Annotated in this window: 16 protein-coding genes; 9 read left to right on the forward strand and 7 right to left on the reverse strand. The window is 49.7% G+C overall.

The features are described from left to right. Window positions 1-217: 217 nt before the first annotated feature. The 6 genes from F4X88_04685 to F4X88_04710 all read right to left on the reverse strand — a co-directional run bounded on the left by F4X88_04685 (window position 218) and on the right by F4X88_04710 (window position 7,381). Window positions 218-970, reverse strand: coding sequence for a phytanoyl-CoA dioxygenase family protein (locus F4X88_04685; GenBank protein ID MYA55573.1), 753 nt, complete (start codon window positions 968-970; stop codon window positions 218-220). 40 nt (window positions 971-1,010) lie between these two features. Further along, window positions 1,011-2,228 carry a DUF362 domain-containing protein gene (locus F4X88_04690; protein ID MYA55574.1) on the reverse strand — a complete coding sequence of 406 codons (1,218 nt, stop codon included), beginning with the start codon at window positions 2,226-2,228 and terminating at the stop codon, window positions 1,011-1,013. A 98-nt stretch (window positions 2,229-2,326) separates the two neighbouring features. Then, entirely contained in the window at window positions 2,327-4,378 is a 2,052-nt protein-coding gene (locus F4X88_04695) for an AMP-binding protein (protein MYA55575.1), read from the reverse strand. A 21-nt stretch (window positions 4,379-4,399) separates the two neighbouring features. Next, entirely contained in the window at window positions 4,400-5,008 is a 609-nt protein-coding gene (locus tag F4X88_04700) for a Uma2 family endonuclease (GenBank protein MYA55576.1), read from the reverse strand. 52 nt (window positions 5,009-5,060) lie between these two features. Next, window positions 5,061-6,194: a cysteine desulfurase gene (locus F4X88_04705; protein ID MYA55577.1), complete on the reverse strand. Its 1,134-nt coding sequence runs from the start codon at window positions 6,192-6,194 to the stop codon at window positions 5,061-5,063. Between the two features lie 149 nt (window positions 6,195-6,343). Then, window positions 6,344-7,381, reverse strand: a complete 1,038-nt coding sequence (locus F4X88_04710) for a Gfo/Idh/MocA family oxidoreductase (GenBank protein MYA55578.1) — start codon at window positions 7,379-7,381, stop codon at window positions 6,344-6,346. Between the two features lie 150 nt (window positions 7,382-7,531). On the opposite strand from F4X88_04710, the gene F4X88_04715 reads away from it, so the two are divergent. From F4X88_04715 to F4X88_04735, 5 genes are all read left to right on the forward strand, one after another. Then, window positions 7,532-8,068, forward strand: a complete 537-nt coding sequence (locus F4X88_04715) for a hypothetical protein (protein ID MYA55579.1) — start codon at window positions 7,532-7,534, stop codon at window positions 8,066-8,068. 12 nt (window positions 8,069-8,080) lie between these two features. Beyond that, complete coding sequence (locus F4X88_04720) at window positions 8,081-9,142, forward strand: cupin domain-containing protein (GenBank protein ID MYA55580.1); 1,062 nt, start codon at window positions 8,081-8,083, stop codon at window positions 9,140-9,142. A gap of 431 nt (window positions 9,143-9,573) precedes the next feature. Further along, window positions 9,574-9,894 carry a low specificity L-threonine aldolase gene (locus F4X88_04725; GenBank protein ID MYA55581.1) on the forward strand — a complete coding sequence of 107 codons (321 nt, stop codon included), beginning with the start codon at window positions 9,574-9,576 and terminating at the stop codon, window positions 9,892-9,894. 42 nt (window positions 9,895-9,936) lie between these two features. Next, complete coding sequence (locus F4X88_04730; GenBank protein MYA55582.1) at window positions 9,937-10,320, forward strand: hypothetical protein; 384 nt, start codon at window positions 9,937-9,939, stop codon at window positions 10,318-10,320. Between the two features lie 270 nt (window positions 10,321-10,590). Then, window positions 10,591-12,930 carry a T9SS type A sorting domain-containing protein gene (locus F4X88_04735; GenBank protein ID MYA55583.1) on the forward strand — a complete coding sequence of 780 codons (2,340 nt, stop codon included), beginning with the start codon at window positions 10,591-10,593 and terminating at the stop codon, window positions 12,928-12,930. Window positions 12,931-13,487: 557 nt separating this feature from the next. Here F4X88_04735 and F4X88_04740 read toward each other — a convergent pair. After that, a complete protein-coding gene (locus tag F4X88_04740; protein ID MYA55584.1) occupies window positions 13,488-15,410 on the reverse strand; it encodes a hypothetical protein in 1,923 nt (640 codons plus the stop codon). Between the two features lie 319 nt (window positions 15,411-15,729). On the opposite strand from F4X88_04740, the gene F4X88_04745 reads away from it, so the two are divergent. The 4 genes from F4X88_04745 (at window position 15,730) to F4X88_04760 (ending at window position 19,660) form a co-directional block, all read left to right on the forward strand. Then, window positions 15,730-17,127 carry a hypothetical protein gene (locus F4X88_04745; protein MYA55585.1) on the forward strand — a complete coding sequence of 466 codons (1,398 nt, stop codon included), beginning with the start codon at window positions 15,730-15,732 and terminating at the stop codon, window positions 17,125-17,127. 205 nt (window positions 17,128-17,332) lie between these two features. Further along, entirely contained in the window at window positions 17,333-18,136 is an 804-nt protein-coding gene (locus F4X88_04750; protein ID MYA55586.1) for a phytanoyl-CoA dioxygenase family protein, read from the forward strand. Window positions 18,137-18,274: 138 nt separating this feature from the next. Beyond that, entirely contained in the window at window positions 18,275-18,778 is a 504-nt protein-coding gene (locus tag F4X88_04755; protein MYA55587.1) for a superoxide dismutase family protein, read from the forward strand. Window positions 18,779-18,856: 78 nt separating this feature from the next. Then, entirely contained in the window at window positions 18,857-19,660 is an 804-nt protein-coding gene (locus F4X88_04760; GenBank protein MYA55588.1) for a phytanoyl-CoA dioxygenase family protein, read from the forward strand. Window positions 19,661-20,152 lie beyond the last annotated feature (492 nt).

Below are 20,152 nucleotides of genomic sequence, written 5' to 3' on the forward strand. Positions count from 1 at the left end.
AAAATCATTCGTTTTCAAATCCTATTCTTCTCACGTTATACCATTTCTAAGAGATTATATCGCATTGACAGATCGCCTCAAAGACTGCACAGGCTAACAGCCTATGCTACAAAGAGCTCGTTTATTGAAGCATTTTCAATCAGAAATGGTATTAGTAAATATTTATCAGGGTCATTTTTTAGATGAAGTTTAAATAAATATTTCGGTTGAAAAATGATTACCGTGTGGGCTGATCTGGGGGTTGGGGTTGGGAATCGAACCCGTAGATACGGCGCAGGGTCGGGGTGGCGCGTTCGATGACCTCCGGCTTGAGGTGATGCACGAAGTCGAACATCGGTTTGACAAACGAACGACAACAGAAACATATCAGAGCAATGCGCTGCTGATCGGTTTTATTGGCACCGGCGGAGTGCCAGATTGCACCATTAAAGAGGAACACAGAACCCTTCGGTGCGGAGAGTCGAACCTCATCGGGATGGTGGGTAGTGCCCGGAGGCGGTTTGATCCGCTGCAGATGGATACCTGGCACATGACGCGTGCCGCCGTTCTCCGGCGTGAAATCGTCGAGCAACCAAAGACTGTTAGCGACCAGCGGGAAACTGGGCAGTGGTTCCGGCATCGTTCCAAGCACGCTATCGACATGGTAGCCACCATCCGGCGCGCCCGGATCGATAATATTGGAAGTGAGGGTGCTGAGCGTATAATCTGGAGCGAGCAGGTGTTCAAAATAGGGCATCACCTTCGGACGAGCGACGAGCTGCTCATACATCTGTCCCTTGTTGACTAACCAACGGACGTGCTGCCCATACCCATCGGTATGTTGACGCGCCAAGCCGTTCCGTTTTTCTTCTTCCGCCAACCGGAGTATGTCGGCTCTGTAGACCTCAATCTCCGCATCGGAAAGTACACCTGGGATAACAATGCATCCCTGTTCGTCCAATTGCTTCTTTTCCGCTTCGGTGATGCCCATTTTTGTGTTCTCCTTTAGTAAGCGAAATTGAATACGGAACTTACGCCGCAAAGGGTTTCAGACACTCCTCATAGACGTTGAAACGTTCGCCTTCATGCTCTTCGGCATCGACAAGTTTCAACCAGAGTGCACTGTCCTTCTTGTCACCACTCAACTGTCGACGGCTGCCGAGATTCGAGGGATCCGGTCCGCTCCAAACGACTTCCCCGCCTTGCATATAGATGAAATTGTTACGATAGCGGTCAATCAAGTCTTTCTGATTTTCGAGATAAACCAATCCCTGTTCACACGTCGTTCGCCGCCAGTTGGCGACCGTCCCTGGCGTATCCGTTTCGACAGAATCGAACTCCGCCAAGGGTGCCTTGACTTCACTCTCCCAGTCGATTTCATCTAAGTTGACAGTGCCGTATCCGCGCTGTGCTGCGATGAGGATATGGTTCCGATCACGCTTGAAGGGGGGTGTGGGCCAGTCGGACTGTGGATCGTGTCCCATCAGATGCATCCCAACGGTGTCAGTAGAGATCGGATGATCCCCCGCGATGAGTGCGTTACAGATTCTGCCGACACCACCCCATTCGCGTCCCCACTGCCCCGTCAACGCATCAATGATATTGAGGCACGGCTTCGTGATGAGTGCGAGATCCGGGAGTACATAGGAGAGTCGGATGAGATGATGGTAATAACTGCGTGTCCTGCCCTCTGGGAGCAGCATCGGTGGCAACCCGAACAGGTTTTTGGTGCACAAAGTGATACCCATGAAGGCGTGGTTCTTCATCTTCGCCACAGAAACGACGGCATCGGCATCGTCAAAACAAGAACTCAATGTATAGCGATCGAACATTGAACCACCGCCGGGGACATCGTAGACCGTGAAGGGGGGTAGGTTGGAATCGACGAACTGCACGTCGAATTCTTTGAGAAGGTATTCATAGTTGAAATTGGGGGGCATCCGATGCCCGTGGGTATACGGGTTTGTGTCGGTAGCGACCAACTGCGCCGTGGTGTGTTCCTTGATTAGTCGCAACACGGCACGACAGACGGCATCGTCTACCAATTCTCGGCGGCGCCCTTCAAAGTAGATAATGCGCTCAGCGGGCTTCATCATATTAAACTTCATGACCACCTTCTTGGCGGTCTCAATCGGTTTCCAAGCACGGGTGAGCGGATCGGTGATACGGCGGAGCGTTTGATAAATCTCCTCCTCCGTTGCGCGATAATCGCAATGTGCTGCTCTAACTTTGAATTGTTTCTCTTGCATGGTGCAACTCCATTTATTGACGTGAATTGGGAAAATAGTAGCATGCCATTAGAAAATTGTCAAATCCGACCAGTGATTATAATAAATCGTATTCCAAACTATAACTGTTGACGCAGCAACCGGCGCATCACCTTATTGGAGGCGGTTCGTGGCAATGCATCCACGATGACGACATCATGGATCCTGAATAGCGGATTGAGATGTTGGGAGAGCGCGGCTTGCAACGCATCATGGATATCCTGTTGGGAATCGGAATTCCCGTCTACATTTGTTGGTTTCTGAGATTCTGATGCTACCGGCACAGTATAAATGACGAGTTGGCTGGGACCTCCGTCTTTCGGTGAAACGGCGACCGCTGCTGTTTCTTGTATCCCATCAACCCCGTTAAGGACTTCCTCAATCTCTGCGGAACTCACCTTGATCCCGCTCAGGTTCATCGTATCATCAACGCGTCCGTGAATGCGGTAATAGCCGTCCGCTAACCTTTCAAGTGCATCGCCGTGCCGGCGTAGCTCAGGCCGTGGTGTCCCTGCAAAGTAGACCTCATTGTGCTCGGCGTTGAGCAGACTCGTGGAGAGACCGAGGGAGGGTGAGACAATGAAAACTTCACCGTTGTCAGAGGGGTTTCCATCGTCATCATAAAGCAGGAAATCTAAACCGAGTGCTGGCGTGGTAAAGGTCGAAGGTGCAGCGGGTTGCACTCGCGTCCCTGTGACATAAGCGCCTCCAATTTCGGTGCCCCCGCAATATTCTATCACCGGTTTATAACCCGCTAAGGACATGAGATAAAGCATTTCTTCTGGGTTCGAACATTCACCCGTTGAACTGAAGGCTCGGATAGACTGCCAGTCGAGCCCGTGCATACAATCTATATTTTTCCAGGCGCGCACGAGGGTAGGCACAACCCCGAGCATGCTGACCTTCGCGTTCTGGACAAAGACCCCGAAGTCACGTCCTGTGGGAACGCCATCATATAGGGCAATAGTGGCTTTGTTGATGAGGCTGGCATAGATGAGCCACGGTCCCATCATCCAACCGAGGTTCGTGTACCATGCCAACACGTCGTTGGCGTGAATGTCGTGGTGTAGATAGGCATCCGCTGCGCATTTGATCGGGGTGGTATGTGTCCACGGGATCGCTTTCGGTTCGCCAGTGGTCCCGGAGGAGAAAAGGATATTGGTATGGGCATCAGGATGGCACGGGATAGCGGTAAAGGTCTCGGTGTCACTTAGGAAGGCATCCCATGTCATATCGCCTTCACGTTGGGTTGGCGCGGCAGCGTCCCCGCCTTCATAGGAAAAAATAATCGCTTTCGGGGCATTTGCGGCGATTACTTTCTCATACAACGGGAGGTGTTTCCCTGCTCTGTTTATATAATCCTGTGTGAAGATCGCTTTTGCTTTGCCGATGCGGAGACGGGTGGCGATTTCGTCCGGTGCGAAACTATCGGCGATACCGACAACAACACAGCCCGCTTTGACGATCCCCAGATAGATAGCAACAGATTCAGCATTCATCGGCATGTCAACTGCCACGGCATCGCCCGGCTCCATACCAATTTCAACAAGCCCATTCGCGACGCGATTGGTGAGGGACTCCAGTTCGCGATAGGTGAATGTTGCCAGACCTTCATGGTTCTCTTGTTGCGTAGCAATGGCGATAGCCTCAGGAGATGCGCTGAAGCAGCTTTCGACGATGTTGAGTTCACGTAGATGTGTTGCGATGCCCGTTCCGTCTTGTTGTGCCTTGGGGTTTGTAGCCATTGTCTTAATGTCCAATGCCTCAATCATCATCTGCCAAAACGTGTCCCGATTCTGCACCGTCCACGCGTGGAGTTCACGATAGGTTTTCAGATTTAAAGTCGCCATTAGACGGGTGATATTTGCTTCGGTGATATCTGTATCTGTAGGAAACCATGCGGGGGCTGGCTGGTCTGTTGCGCGATCAAAGTCGGCATACACTGTCTCATAAAGCAGTTGGTGGAGTGCGAATGGGTGATGCGGCGTGAGAATGTGGCGTGAAATTTCGTGCCAACAGGCAGCGGGAGATTGGGTCTTCAATATCCGATTGACGGCTTTTACGATCTCTGATGCTTCTGTTTTGCCCAATCCGCAAGCAGTGAGTTGTTCAACAATCAGCATGAGACGGATTTCCTCTTTGTAGGGGCTGGGTTACCCAGCCTCTACCGTCGTTTGAGCGGTGGCATCTGTTTCAAATTCGACGAATCTGTAAACCTGACCTAAGGAGAGTTCTGCCTCAATCGAAACGAGTGGTAACACGTTTTCAAGTGCGCTAAATTCGCTGAGTATCCATTGTTTGCCCTGACGGAGGTAGTGTTCGATATGAACCTGATCTTGTGAAATAAGGATGTATTCTTGGAGGGATTCTAATTGCCGATAGCGTATGAATTTCTCACCTCGGTCATAGTTTGCGGTTGAATCGGAAAGCACTTCAATAACGACTCGCGGATTGATGAGTGTATCAAAAACATCATCCTCAAAGCGGGGTTCATCACAGACAATCGTAACATCTGGATAGAAATAGGAAACACCGGTGCTAATTCCGACGCGCATATCACTGCCATAGACTCTGCATCCTCGCTCCGTCACTTGGTTATAAAGTCCGTTTGCTGTATTCATCGTGATAAGATTATGTTCGTTACTGGCACCAGACATGGCAACGATCTCGCCGCTCAGGTATTCACTTTTGAGTGTTGCCTTCCGCTCGACAGCAATGTATTCCTCGGGGGTTAAGTAGGTTCGGGCTGCAATAGATGACATGCGTGTCTCCTGCTGTTATAGATGTTAAACTTGACGATAGAAGTATAGCATATTATTCAGGGGCTAATGCACGTAACCGGTTAACAACCTTTACGACCTCATCAGCAACGATCTCAACCTCTTCCGCGGTGTTGTAGCGTCCTAAACCGAAACGGACAGCAGTTAACGCCAGTTCATTTGGAATCCCCATTGCAACTAAAACATGTGATGCCGTCACCGATTCCGAATCACACGCCGACCCAGTTGACAGGGCGACACTCTTAAGCCCCATCAGTAGGGCATGGCTCTGCACACCCGCGAAACAGAGGTTCAGATTGCCCGGTAGCCGCTGTTCAGGATGCCCATTGAGATGAATGCCTCCCAATCGTGCAGTTAACTTCTGATGGAGTGCGTCTCGCAAGGTCGCTACGCAACTTTTTCCCGTCTCCATGTAGTTTTTAGCAAGTTCACACGCTGCCCCTAAGCCGACAATTCCGGCGACGTTTAAAGTGCCGGGTCGAACGCCAGCTTCCTGTCCACCTCCGTGGAAAAGCGACTGCGGTCGAGGCACATCTCGACGGATGTAAAGCGCGCCGATCCCCTTTGGTCCATAAATCTTGTGCGCCGTTAGGGATGCGAGATCTACACCGAGTCTCTCCATCTCCGATGGCAACTGCCCGATACCTTGCACGGCATCCGAATGGAATGGCACGCCGTGTTTGGCAGCGACAGCAGCAATATCGGCGATCGGATTTATCGTGCCTACCTCGTTGTTCGCATACATGAAACTCATCAGAATCGTTCTCGGCGTAATGGTGGCTTCCACATCGTCATGACTCACCCTCCCGTATTTGTCTGCGGGGAGATACGTGGTTTCAAATCCTTCTGTCGCCAAGGCATAGCATGTATCGAGAATCGCATGATGCTCCGCGGTGCTCGTGATGATGTGGTTTCCCTTCTCTCTACAGGCGTAGGCGATCCCTCTCACAGCGAGATTGTCTGATTCGGTGGCACCGCTGGTGAAGATAACCTCTTCCGCTGAACAACCGAGCAGTTCAGCGACCTGCAGGCGCGCTTTTTCCACAGCATCCATTGCCGTAACACCGAAGGGGTGTGTGCTGGAAGCATTGCCGAAGTTTGTCGTGAGGTAAGGCATCATCGCCGCTAACACTTCTGGTGCTATTGGTGTTGTGGCGTGGTTGTCCATGTAGATGATATCGTTATTCACGAGGATTGTTCCTTCTGTGGACGGCACGGCGGCGCGTGTCTACTACTCTTAAAGACGTTCGCGGAACATGCCAATTTGTGGACGGCGGGAGAAAAGCGCGTGTAGCTTTTCTAAAGACCCTACTACTTTTAAAGCCGTTCGCGGAACATGTCAATCATGCCATCGGGTGGATCAAACGGCAATTCGACGACAGTGTTTGTCAACCCGCTATAGTAAATTCCCAACAACAGATTGAATTCCGCAAGGGATTGCTTTAGGTGGGTCGGATGCTCCTGACTCTCATCGTCGAGCCACGCAAATACTGCGTCTGTGAGTCCACCTTGAGCAATGACATCCTGTGCGCCGTAGTTGAGGTCGCCGCCTTCGTATCCACTGCCCGGTAGATTCCGTTCCCAACTCTCAAATCGCCAATGGACGAACCCTTTTTCACCAAAGACGCAGACCCGTTTATGCCTGTTATTTGAGGTATCGGGTAGCACACGGGGTGCCATGTCTGGTCCGAATGCGACTGAAACTTGCACGCCGTTGGCGTAGGTCACGAGTGCCGTAGCGTTGGCAGGGGAAGGTTGCGCGGTATCGAGTTGTTCCGCCCCAGAGATTTGTCCCTGGACCTTCACGGGTCGCGAGTTGTCGATATAGGAGGACACGAGTTGCAAGACGTGTGGGGCTTGGTCGACGGGTGGGTTACGTGCGCTTGCCTCAATAAATTTGATCGCACCGATTTTGCCTTCTGCGACATCACGCTTGAGGGCAAGATTTTGTGGATGGAAATTGAGTTGTGTGTTAACGACGAACTTCGTTTGCGTACGTTCGGCAAGCCCGGAAATCTGCCGCCAGTCTTCGCTCTCCACAGCGATCGGTTTTTCAACAATCGCAGCAGGTACCCCGTGTTCAGAGGCTTGGTTCATCAGCGGGTAGCGGATGCGTTCGTTGCTGCCGCGCAGCACGGGCGCGGTAACGATGTGCAGGAGGTCGGGTTTCTCTTTTGAAAGCATTTCGTCGAGATCGGTATACCGAGCATCAATACCGAACTCATCGCCGAAATCGTTGAGCAGATCTTCCTGCATGTCGCAAATAGCAGCGAGTTTGCCACCCTTGACGTGTTGATATGCGCGTGCGTGCCCACGGGCACGTCCTCGGCATCCTAAAATCGCACTTTTATACATTGTGCTGTCTCCTTTTATTCATGAATCCAGATAGTTCATTATAGGTCAAGTGCGCTTTTAAAGCAACGCTTTTCATAAAATTCCCCTTTAAAGAAAAGTGGAAATACGGTATAATATCCCCAAAAATGGAATACCGCGTCGGGGGAAAAGATGCAACGTTATCTTTCTATTTCCATAGTATGCTGTGCAGTCGTCCTCTTTTCAGGATGCCAATCCAAGGCACTGCGGATGCTGATCGAACCACAGGAGCTTTACAACTACGCCGTCGCCGAAGGGGTCACCTGCACCTCATCCGAAATGATAGATGGCGATGTGGAGACGAGGGGATACGCCGATGGGCGGTGGATTCACCTAAACTTGCCAACGCAAAAGGCGATTCACCGGATCACCATCAATGGAACTAATATTATAAACGCCATGATATACGAGAAATTGGAAGGTGAAGGACGTTGGCGTGCGTTTATGCAGATCCAGAACAATGAGAGTCGAATCATTAAAATGCGCGTTAGCGGTGTCGTGACGGAAGCGATCCGCATCTACATCAGCGGCACCACTGATGATGAAAAACAAGCCAGTCGGTATGATCCCAGGCGCGGCGCGATCGTCCCGCAAATAAGGTTAGGCAGAGCGTTTATACATGAACTTGAGGTTTATGGACTCGTCTCAAAGGGGAAATCCCCAGAATAAGGGCATACAACAATGAAACGCTTGATTTTTGAAGATATATACAGTTGGGGGGTCTTTAGTAGAGACCGACAGATAGACTTTAACGGACATTTGTGGGTGCGTCCCGACGGAAATATCCTGATAGATCCGGTTCCAATGTCTGACGACGACCGAGAACACCTGAAATCACTCGGTGGCGCGAAGTTGATCGTTCTGACCAACGCCGATCATGAACGAGAAGCCGCTGCTTTTCAGGAATGGACGGGTGCCGATGTAATTGTGCATGAAGCCGATGCAGATGCGCTGAACGTCACACCGACCCGAACGGTTCAGGACCGTGAGGCGATTGTTCCGGGTTTACACGCCATCCATCTCCGACACGGCAAAAGTCCGGGTGAAATCGCGCTCTATTTCCCAGAAAAACAGACCGTCCTGTTCGGGGATCTCGTGGTCGGTGAACCGATGGGTGCGCTGACACTGCTCACCGATAGTAAGCTGAGCGATCCACCGAAAGCGGCACTGGAACTGCGCAAAATTTTGGAACTCCGATTCAATACAATTCTCGTCGGGGACGGGCACTCCATTTTTAAAGATGCCCGCCAATACCTCGTTGATTGTCTGCAAGCGCGGCGCGACATTTACATCAACCGGATTCATATCGATGAAATCGCGTGGCAGCATAAAAATGCACCACACCCTTACGACTTCGAGGACAAGGACATCGATCCGCTCATCGGCGGCAAGAATTTAGGGTATCGCGTGATCCGGCTGCAACCGGGTAAGATGAGTTTCCCGATGCATTTCCACAATTTCGGGGAGGAGATGTGCTACGTCATGGAGGGTGCCTGCACGCTCAAAACTCCGCGAGGCGATGTAGAGGTTAGTGAAGGCGATTTCCTTGCGTTTCCACCGGGGACCATCGGGGCACATAAGTTTGTAAACAGCAGCGATGCTCCCGTCACCTTATTCATTCTCGGCACAACGACACCGCACGATGTGAGTGAATACCCGGATTCTAATAAGGTCCTCCCATACATTGTTGGGAAGATTTATCGTAGAGACCCAAGCCTGAGTTATTGGGACGGCGAAGTTTAACATGACTTACGTTCTACGCAATCTCTGATTCTCTTTTGCACGGGCATCCTCTTGCTCTGGATTGACAACCCCACTTCATTTTTTAAACTTTCCTTGCGGAGTAGTTGCGTGGGTTTTGTGTTTAACGTGCTTTGCTCTTGAATCGCCTGCGCCGTTGTTGCAGGCTAACAATTTGGGTTATTAATACCGAATTGAGATTCTGTAGCAGTATATCCGATTTGGAGAAAGGAAGCGACACCTTTTTACAATCTTACAAAAAAATGATATGATATGATATGGGTAGGAAACTCCTTAAGGAGGTTAGTTTGATGCAAACAACGGACCGCCCTGTTACCGAATTACTCCGATCCGATACGAGGCTTATCTCGGAGGTTCCCCCGAGCAACACGGTTATCTTTCGAGGAGACGGAGAACCGAAACCGCCTTCAACGATGCTACAGCAGCTTGCTGCGTTCGACCAAAAGTTTACGCTTAAAGAGGATTCTTATTCCGTCGGTGGCACTGTCGAACAACTTGAGAAAAAATGCGCTGAAATGTTGGGCAAGGAGGCGGCAGTCTTTATGCCGACGGGGACACTCGCCAATCATCTTGCTATCCGAAAACTCTGCGGTGTCAAACCGCGTGCGATCGTTCAGGAGCAAAGTCATCTCTACAATGACAGCGGGGATTGTGTAACGCGGCTCAGTAACATAAATCTCATACCCTTAACTTCCGTCAAGAATTGTCCGCTTGTATGCATAGGAGATTTGTGATAGAATGACATGCGTTTGGTAATATGTATTTGAGGTAAAACAATGAAAGAAAAAATCGAAGATGAAATCATAGAAGTGCTTGACACGTGGATGGCGGCATTTAATCGTCTTGATATAGTTGCGTGGGAGAAAACGTTTCACTTTCCGCACTACCGTCTTGCGTCTAGCAACATGCGCATCCTCAACGAACCGGGTGAGCAGGATGTGGAGCGAATAAGAAAAAACCTGACCGCACGGGGTTGGCACCATAGCGGTTGGGATAGACGCAACATTGTCCATGCCTCAGCATCCAAGGTCCACGTTGACACGCAATTCACACGTTATCGCGCCGATGGCACGGTCATTGCCTCCTACGAATCGCTTTATGTCTTAACCTACGAAGCGGGACGCTGGGGTATCAAACTGCGATCGAGTTTCGCGCCGTGATAGACGGCAGTCAAAATACTTGAAGTTAGCATTCCATTAGGAGAAGATTGTATGTGTAACTCCGTTTCACTATTATTTTACCGAAAACCTTCTATATGCATTACCATGAAAACATTAATCTCTTATCTACTTATATTTCTCACTTTTGTGGTGCCTGTATTTTTACCGAGTAGTTTTGCACGAGAGGCTCCACCCACGTATGCGGTACGCGTCGTTTATTTTCTCGCAAAAGACAGCCAACCGCACCTGAATGCAGAAAAGCAAGTTGGTATGGTCATGACAGACATCCAGCAGTTTGTCGCCAACGAAATGGAACGCCATGGATTTGGAAGAAAGACCTTCAGACTTGAAACTGATGAGTTAGATAGAGTTGTTGTGCATCGCGTCACTGGGAAGTTCCTCAGCTCACATTATGCTCTGCCTTCCCCTTCAGACTGTGCACATAGAATAATACCAGAAATCGATGAACATTTTGATATGTCTCAGAACATCTATTGCGTCATAGCAAATCTTCATCGGGAAACTTGTGGTGTAAGTGATGGCGGGAGTTCGCATAATGGCTGGGGGCTTGCAGTACTTAGCAGTTGTAATCTGGTGAGTGATATTTCCAGCATCCTCACCCATGAGTTATTGCATGCCTTTGGACTCCCTCACGATTATCGCACCGCAGGGATCATGTCCTACGGTTGGTCCCCTACCTTTCTATCGTTCTCTAAGTGTGCTGCTGAATGGTTAGATGTACATCGTTCCTTCAACAGTACCCCAACTCAGATTGATACGACACCCAGCAGGATAAAAGTACTTCCGCCACTTGCCCATCCACCCAATGCGATCCGGCTCCGCTTTGAGATAACTGATGCTGATGGGTTGCATCAGGCACAGTTCAATGGGATCCCAAAACCCGGTATTAGTGACTTCGGCCCCAGTTTAATCGCTTGTAAATCGTTAAGCGGAAAAAGCGCCACGGTTGAATTTATCACTTCCGACTTGAAACTACCGCCTGATGATTATGAAATTTTATCTGTTATTGATAAGCACGGAAATTTCACAACAGAGTATTTCTCTATCCGAGAGTTTGTCAATGAAGGTCTTCAAAAGGAAGTAAATATCGAGGGTGATAGTGTTCCGAATACCGATGCCCGAATCCCTGTGACCCTCCGAAAAGTCGCTGGAGATAATCAGCGCGGGGTTCCAAACAGTTGGTTACCGCAACCCTTGGTCGTTGAAGTGCTGGATGCCAATGGTGATCCCGTAGTAGACGCGGAAGTCCTATTTCGTGCCCTCTCTTACCCCGAAGACTCTTTTCCGGAAGGAGAAATCCGGACCGATTACGGTATACTCTCTGATACAAATCCCCGGACAGATGCCAACGGATGGGCCTGGAGTTTTCTGCGCCTTGGATATCAAAACTACCACAACCCCGTAGTCCACGCGAGCGTCGTTGGCGTTTCGGAATCAGTTCACTTTAATAATCTGACTTCGCGCGAAAAGATGGTAATCAATCGGTCAGAATATCCGGATATGTATTGGATAGACACGTTAGAAGGGCAGGGAACGCTTTATGGTCCGGATGGTAGCAAATGGCTACTGGGGAGCCGTGTAAAAAGTGCCGTTTTTAATGGGGTGAATCGCCAACTTTATTGGGTGACGGTTGAATATCAGGAGGGACGTTACTGTGGGGGAATCTACTGCTCTGCTCCCGATAGCAGTCTTTTTGAGCCGATAGAAATCGTGAAACTCAGGAGCCCCCCTCTTGGGATTGCTATTAACCCCTTGACAGCTAAACTCTATTGGACAAATGTTCAGGGTAACATTCAAACGTGCCATCTTGATGGTTCAAATGTTCAGACCTTTCTTACTGGCCTAAATTCCCCTAAACATATTGCCGTGGATACAGTCGGGAGCAAACTCTATTGGACAGATGGACACGAACATATCCTACACGCAGACCTCAATGGAAAAAACATCCAAACTTTTTTGAAAAGTCAGGGAACGTTAGGAAGCATCACTGTAGCCGGTGATCATCTTTACTGGGCGGAGAAAGTAGGCGCAGCGGAAGGACAAATCAGACGCGTGAATCTTCAGACATCAAAAATTCAACGCCTCATCACGTTCGGGAATAGTCGACCAATCGGCATTGCTGTCGATGGTGCAGGCGAAAAATTGTATTGGACAGATACACAAGGGCGCATCCGACGCGCGAACTTTGATGGTACAGATATTGAAGATGTAATTACAGGATTGATCGCACCGGGACACCTCATTTTCGGTATCCCTATGGCTGAAGTGCCGGCCGCCCCTGAAATATTCAGACCTCAGGCAACACAGTTGCTCGCAAACTACCCGAACCCATTTAACCCGGAGACATGGATTCCATATCAGTTGGCAAACCCTACGGATGTTAGCCTTTCTATACATGCTGCCGATGGAAAATTGGTGCGCACCTTGGCGTTGGGATATCAATCTGCGGGTGTCTATCAGAGCAAAAGTCGTGCGGCGTATTGGGATGGACGCAACGAGGTTAATGAACAGGTCGCTAGCGGTCTCTACTTTTACACAATCACTACGGGCGACTTCACGGCAACACGGAAGATGCTGATTCTGAAATAGTATCATAAGACCTCATGATAGCTGGAATGCTGATGTCTATTAGCTTCCCAGCCATCGCTGATGAGTGGGTTGACGCAAGTTCAATTACGGATCTGTCAACGAAAATATCAAGTTCACATTACTAAACTTTGGACAATTTTTTTAAGAACACACATATCGCCCCGCTGGGGCTTAGGTCTTGGGGGGTTGGCGTTTCTATACACATATCGCCCCGCTGGGGCTGCCGTTGGGTGCATCGGGGTTTATTTTCCTGCAAGTTGGGTTTGTTTCAGAAACTTTCAGAAAAATCAAAGATCTCTTGAAAACCGAGCATGAACCCGACCAAAATTGTCCAAACTATAGTCATATTAGGACTTACGCATTTTCTCTTAAAGTCCCCCTGATAAGGGGCGGGGAAGCCCACACGGGAGACCTCATACCCGGGGAAGTCCATACGGACTTCATACCCGGGGAAGTCCATACGGACTTCATACCGTTGATTCTGATTCTGATTCTTTAGGGGGTTAAATCACGGAAATACACTGTTTTTTGCCCAATTTGCGTAAGTCCTGCATATCTCAATCCAACAAGATGCGATAGCCGGTTTGGACACCGGTTAGCATTCCAACGACCGACCAGAGTCCCGCACAGGTCATCTCACCGAGGATTAATCCGAGAAACAGGGGACGTGCTTCTCTATAGGCTTTGAGTCCTCCGTATTTCACAATCCCGTATTTCAGGAGATAACCGAGGAGGATAGAGAACCATAACTTAAACGATGCCCACGAGCTCAGCATCGTGTATCCGATCGGATGGATCGGCCACCAGACGAAAACTTTTCGCATCCACATCAATCCAATTGTAAACGCGCTGCCGAAAAGTGTAAAACCGGTATTTGTCCAGTCTGTTCCCATCCGAGGGCTGTTAAGGACGGCACTCAACCAGCGGACCCCGCCGCTGCCCCCTGTATGCACGTGTAACGCCCCGTGTTGGTAGCTAACTTTCAGCACGGAATAATATGAGACGAGCAATCCGAGCACCATGGCCACTCCCATCGCTATGAGGAGTTTGCGCCGGTTGGCTCTCACGGTATCCGCTGCCTTGAGTCCATTCATCACATTCGGCATCATAAACTCTCTCAGGTGTGAGGTTAAGCCGGTGGGCTGCATGAACAGCCACGTTGTCGTTGAAGGGGTCATCCGTGCAGTGCCAAGCGTTGTGAGGAAGAAGCTTTGCGGTGAAAATGAGGGATTGATAAAAGGGATACCGCCGTTGATAATCTGCCACGTCAAGGCGACAAACACACCTACCGAAAAGATTACAAAGAGCGCCGCGAATACCAGTGACATTCCCATTAGGACACTCAGGTATATCAAGAGGAGCACGCCTCCGATCAGCCCTATGACTGTCAGTCCAGCGGGCATCGGTTCCTCTTGGACATCCGATTGTGGAGAACCGCGTCCAAAACCGCTTAAGAACAGTTGCTTGATATGCCGTCTCGCCTTGAAGAGTGCGAACCCCCCAAGTGTCAAACATGCACCGGCTTCCTGCGCCGCGCTGAACGAATACGCCGTCCATTTTACACCCGGTCCCTTCGTTATGAGGAAACCGAGCATACTGCCGACGAGACATTGCAGTTTGAAAAACAGGAAGAAAAACCAGAGGCTGAAGGCGACTTCAAGTGTGAGCAGGTAGCTGAATCCGACCATCGACATCAACACGACAATCTGAAAGGGCCTTAGGGCATTGAGGGGTCTGCCGACGAGAAACGGATCGAGCCAAAATCGGACGGGAATGTGTGGGAGGGTCGGGAAATAGGCTTGCAGCCCGTTTAGGGTGTGGATGAACGCCGGTATAGCGAAGCCGAGCCACATCTTTCTGCTTTTGAAGAATGAATTGACAATGCCTGACCGATGGACGGAGAGTTCTACAGGCAATTGAACGAGCGGAAACGTGCATTTCTCATACTCAATCCACTGTTTACGGAGGATCACAGCGAGGCATACCATGACGAAATAGGCAGTAAAAACATACAACGCCCACATGGAGAGGGGTTTCAGCCACGCCCCCCAAGGGATCCGCTCGCCGACAGACACGCCTTCATAGAAGGAGGCAATCGCGATCTCATCGCGCACGACACGCCATTTGGGGATGTATTGAAAGAAAAGCGAGCGCCACTCGTTCTCTGGTGTGGCGAAATAGTGGTAAGCTGCGAAAGCGGACAATGCGTCGCGCATCATTCCCGATGAGGGGATACCGGCGACGGCAATCATGATACACCAGATAACGACGAGTTCTTGGGCAGAGAGTGCGAGTTTCGGATGTAGGCATCTTAGGACGGCATTCACAACCAACGCCAAGACAGTCAGGGCAAAAAATGGGGCAAGCGGAAAATGCCCCCCCGCCAGAAAGGTGTTCCGAATGACAAAATCGTTGTAGGGCGCGATTAAACATTCCAAGACCGCCAAGGCGATGCCGATAATTAACGCCCTTTTTGACATTTTTAATTATTCCTTGCGGTTCGGTCAAGTCGGTTTGATGAATGAAGTGCCTCTCCGTAGACCCGCCTGCGCCGTTGTTGCAGGCTACAAATTTGGTTTATAGTAAAGCACACAATTATAGGAGCGCTCATATTCTCTGAATTATAGCATACATTGGATGAGATGTGGATTTTTGTTTTTTGTGGACAACCACAAGGGTTGTCCCTACTCGCACATTGACACTCCACTTTCTTTGAGTTGCTAAAAAGGGACAGTCGTGATAACATAATCCGAGTATTGGTCGGTGAAGGAAACGGGCAGAAATAATGGACATAGCAGTATGCTTACTCTCCAACTGAAACATCTCAGTCAATCAGCACGCGCAAGGCAGATAGCCGTATGGGCACTCTCCATCGGTCTTCTGTTTTTCGGGTTTCTCTCTAACGCCTGGCACGTCGCCGAACAGGAATGGTTTGATACGCATCAGCGGGACACCGAAAGCCTTATTATCGGAAGGATGGTCAAATCTCGTCAAGATAGCATCTTTTCGGTAGGCGGACTGACGGGGGCGGGAGTTACGACGAGTATTCAGCAGGACTGGATATCCGAAAACCAGATTGACACTCAATATGCAGCCTATCTTCACATGCTCACCTTTGATGAATTCTCCCCATACATGTCACAAACTGGCGGGCAAGGCATGGTTTTCAGTCTCCTCGATAGATGCATTCCGCTATCACCTCAAATTAAGCTGTGGGCATTCTATGTGTTGACGGCTCTGCTCTCGGCAATCGCATTGACCTTTATTGTAGACTGGTTCTATGAAGAATTTGGTGGGTGGGTCGCGATCTTCGTCGTGGGTTCGGGGGTGCTTTCGCAATGGTTGACGGTCTTCGGTAAGAATCTTTGGTGGAGCCTATGGGCGTTCTACCTACCGATGCTTGTCGTCATGTGCCTCCTGAAACGCCATAGAGTCCCATCGAACCGTCAGTTCATCAGATTTGGAATTCTGATCTTCACGGCAGTGCTCATTAAGTGTTTCATCAACGGTTTCGAGTATATTACGACCACGCTGTTGATGATGGTGACGCCGTGTATCTATTATGCCGTCCTCGACAGGTGGCGTAGGCATCAATACCTGAAGTGGGCACTTGCAGCGGGACTCGGATCAGGCGTCGCAATTTTTTTGGGTCTCGTGATGTTATGTTTCCAGATCGGTGCTGTAAAGGGCGGGTTTATGGACGGGGTTGCGCATGTGATCTGGTCTTTTGGTAAGCGCACGTATGGAGAGGTTCAAGACTATCCGGCTGTATATGCCGCCAGCCTTGAAGCCGGGACGATCGGGGTGGTGATTACTTACGTGAACGGTATTTTCTTCGATCTCAACACCTACCTATCCAACGCGAACCCTTTCGTCTCCGACTTCCTATTGAAAGTCCGCTACGGTTATCTCATCCTACTTTTTATGGTGATGTCTGTGGTGCTGTTTTTGCGTAGCAAAAAGATACTCTCAGAGCGACGACGGCATTATATCGCTTTAATCTGGACGACGTGGTTTTCAATGCTGGCACCTTTATCGTGGTATATCCTCTTCAAAGCACACTCATATATTCATACGCACATGAGTTTTCTGCTGTGGCAGATGCCCTTTACGTTCTTCGGCTTTGCTGTGGTCGGATGTGCAGTTATCACATGGAGAAACGGAAGCATAGAAAAAAGTAATATGGAGGGGGTATGAACGCAAATAGATTAGATCGGTGGATTGGTAGAGACCGATTGCGTCCTGACGAAATAGATGGCAATGGCTTTGTGGTGGACCTTAGAAGAAATCTGGGTGTTGAAATCCAGTTCGGACACAATTTTTATTGACAACTGCGTTGCGGTTAACATATCATATCGGATAAGTGTTGACCCGTTGTTACTGTTTGAAAGGAGTTCAGAAAATGGCGAAAGTCCTCTCACTGGTGGCACACAACGACTTGGAAAGCCAAGTTGAGGCATTGGAAAGGGACGGTTATGTCTATTTCCCTAACGTGCTTGGGACGGATGAAATCGCTGAGTTGCGTGCAACCATGGATCGATTAGAGGCGATCCCAGCGTCTCACGATCGGGACGAAACGCCTCAAAATGGCGACGCATTCCTCCACAAGCTTATCAGCAATTCGTTTAATCGAGACGCGTTGTATCTCCAATTCCTTGACAGATCCCCCGTCTTTGAAGTTGCCGAAGCGGCGCACGGTGCGGATTTTCATTGCATCGGTATGCATTCATGGCTGACAGGACCGGGACGGCCAGATCAGGGATTACATACGGATTGGCTGCCGATCTCTCTACCCGCAGACGTTCGTTCCGATCCACGCGTCAAAATCCCGATCTTCATCACTACTGCGCATTACTATCTCAATGATATGTATGAGGAGTTGGGACCGACGAAGTTTGTTCCCGGCAGCCATTTCTCTGGATGTTCTCCAAACGGGGCAACAGAATGGAATAATCGGGGTGAAGAGAGTATCTTGTGCAATGCGGGGGATGTGGTGCTTTTCCGTAGCGAAGTCTGGCATCGAGGTTCTGCCAACACGAGTGACGAAGTCCGTTATCTCATGCAGGTGCACTATGCGCAGCGGATGATTACGCAGAAATATCCGCCCTATCTGAATAAATTTCAGTTCGATGCATCGATCCTCGCACAAGCGACCTCTCGGCAGAGGCGGCTTATGGGCGACCATCGACCGAGTAATTACGATTAAATCTGAGAGCCTGTGGACGTTGCTTCGTAGTGAGAATGTCCATTCAGAATCATTAAGGAGTTATCAATGAAAACGCGTTTAATGTCTATCGGTATAAAACCTGTATTCTTTCTATTGCTCGGTATTTCTATCATATCAATGGGTTGCGACCGAGTGAACCAACAAGCGGGGATTCTTTCAACTGCCCCCGCAGCACAAGCACACGCCATGATCGACGCATTGGGCGACAGTGGTGTAACCGGAATAGCAGTCTTCACACAAAACGGCGACCAGATCACGCTCACGGCTGAACTTCAGGGTGCCTCCCCAGGTCTTCACGGCTTTCATATCCACGCAAACGGGGATTGCAGTTCACCCGACGGTAAATCCGCCGGGGGTCACTGGAATCCCACGGATGTTGCGCACGGAAAATGGGGAGAAGGTGAGTTTCATCTCGGGGATATTGGCAATATCAGCGTCGGAGAAGATGGCACAGGCAGTATTACATTGACGACGGATCTCTGGGAGATCGGCACGGGTTCCGACATCGATGTTGTCGGCAAAGGTATCATTGTGCATGCCGACGCGGACGATTTCGTCTCGCAACCTTCGGGTGCTGCGGGGGCGCGTATCGGATGCGGCGTCATTGTATTAGCGGAATAATTGTAGTAATCCTACTTTCGCTGGCGAGGTTTCCTAACCTCGCCTTTCAAGGCGTAAAATCCGCAAGGAGTATTGAAAATGGCGAAAGCGCTCTCCCTCGTGGCATACAACGATTTAGAAAGTCAAGTGGAAGCATTGGAAAGGGATGGGTATGTCTATTTCCCCAATGTACTTGATGCTGAGGAAGTCTCCGAATTGCGAGCGACTATGGATCGATTAGAGACGATCCCGGCGTGTTTGGATCGGCACCAAACGCCTGAGAATGGTGACGCATTCCTCAACAAAATCATTAACAACTCATTTAATCGCGACCCACTGTATCTCCAATTCCTTGACAAATCTCCGATTATTGAGGTTGCCGAGGCGGCGCACGGTGAGGATTGTCATTGCATTGGCATGCAATCGTGGATAACAGGACCCGGCCGTCCGGATCAAGGATTACACACAGATTGGTTGCCAATCGCTCTACCGGCAGATGTTCGTTCCGATCCACGCGTCAAAGTTCCAATCTTTATCACCACCGCGCATTACTACCTCAACGATATGTATGAGGAATTGGGACCGACGAAGTTTGTCCCAGGTAGTCATTTCTCTGGATGTTCTCCAAACGGGGCAACAGAATGGAATAATCGGGGTGAAGAGAGTATCTTGTGCAATGCGGGGGATGTGGTGCTTTTCCGTAGTGAAGTCTGGCATCGGGGTTCTGCCAATACGAGTGGTGATACCCGTTACCTCTTGCAGGTGCACTATGCCCAACGGATGATTACGCAGAAATACCCACCCTATCTGAATAAATTTCAGTTCGATGCATCGATTCTCGATCAAGTGAATTCGCGGCAGAGACGGCTTCTCGGTGACCATCGACCGAGCAATTATGATTGAGGTTTTTAACGATTAAATATGAGCGGCTGCGTCCGTTGTCCTTGCCGTATTTTAATTGTTGAGAACCTTTTTTAAACCTAAAGCAGGTGCTTTAACAATCAGGACTTACGCAAATTGAATAAAAAAGCGATAGATTCACCTAAAAAGCCGTTATTTCAGTGATTTAACCCCCTAAAGAATCAGAATCAACGGTATGAAGTCCGTATGGACTTCCCCGGGTATGAGGTCTCCCGTGTGGGCTTCCCCGCCCCTTATCAGGGGGACTTTAAGAGGAAATGCGTAAGTCCTAACTGCACACAAAGCAGCATCTGTTGGGTTGGCTAACACCTGTGATGAATTGGTTTGCCTTCCTCTTTACCATGCTGTTTGTTATGGTTTGCATCACTGTCATCGTGCGGAAACCGTGGACGGAAGATGAGAAATTGGCGTATCCGATTATCCAACTTCCAGCTCGGATGACGAGTGAAGGAACGCACTTGATAGTTTAGACGC

It is taken from the genome of Candidatus Poribacteria bacterium (assembly GCA_009839745.1).
GTDB lineage: Bacteria > Poribacteria > WGA-4E > WGA-4E > WGA-3G > WGA-3G.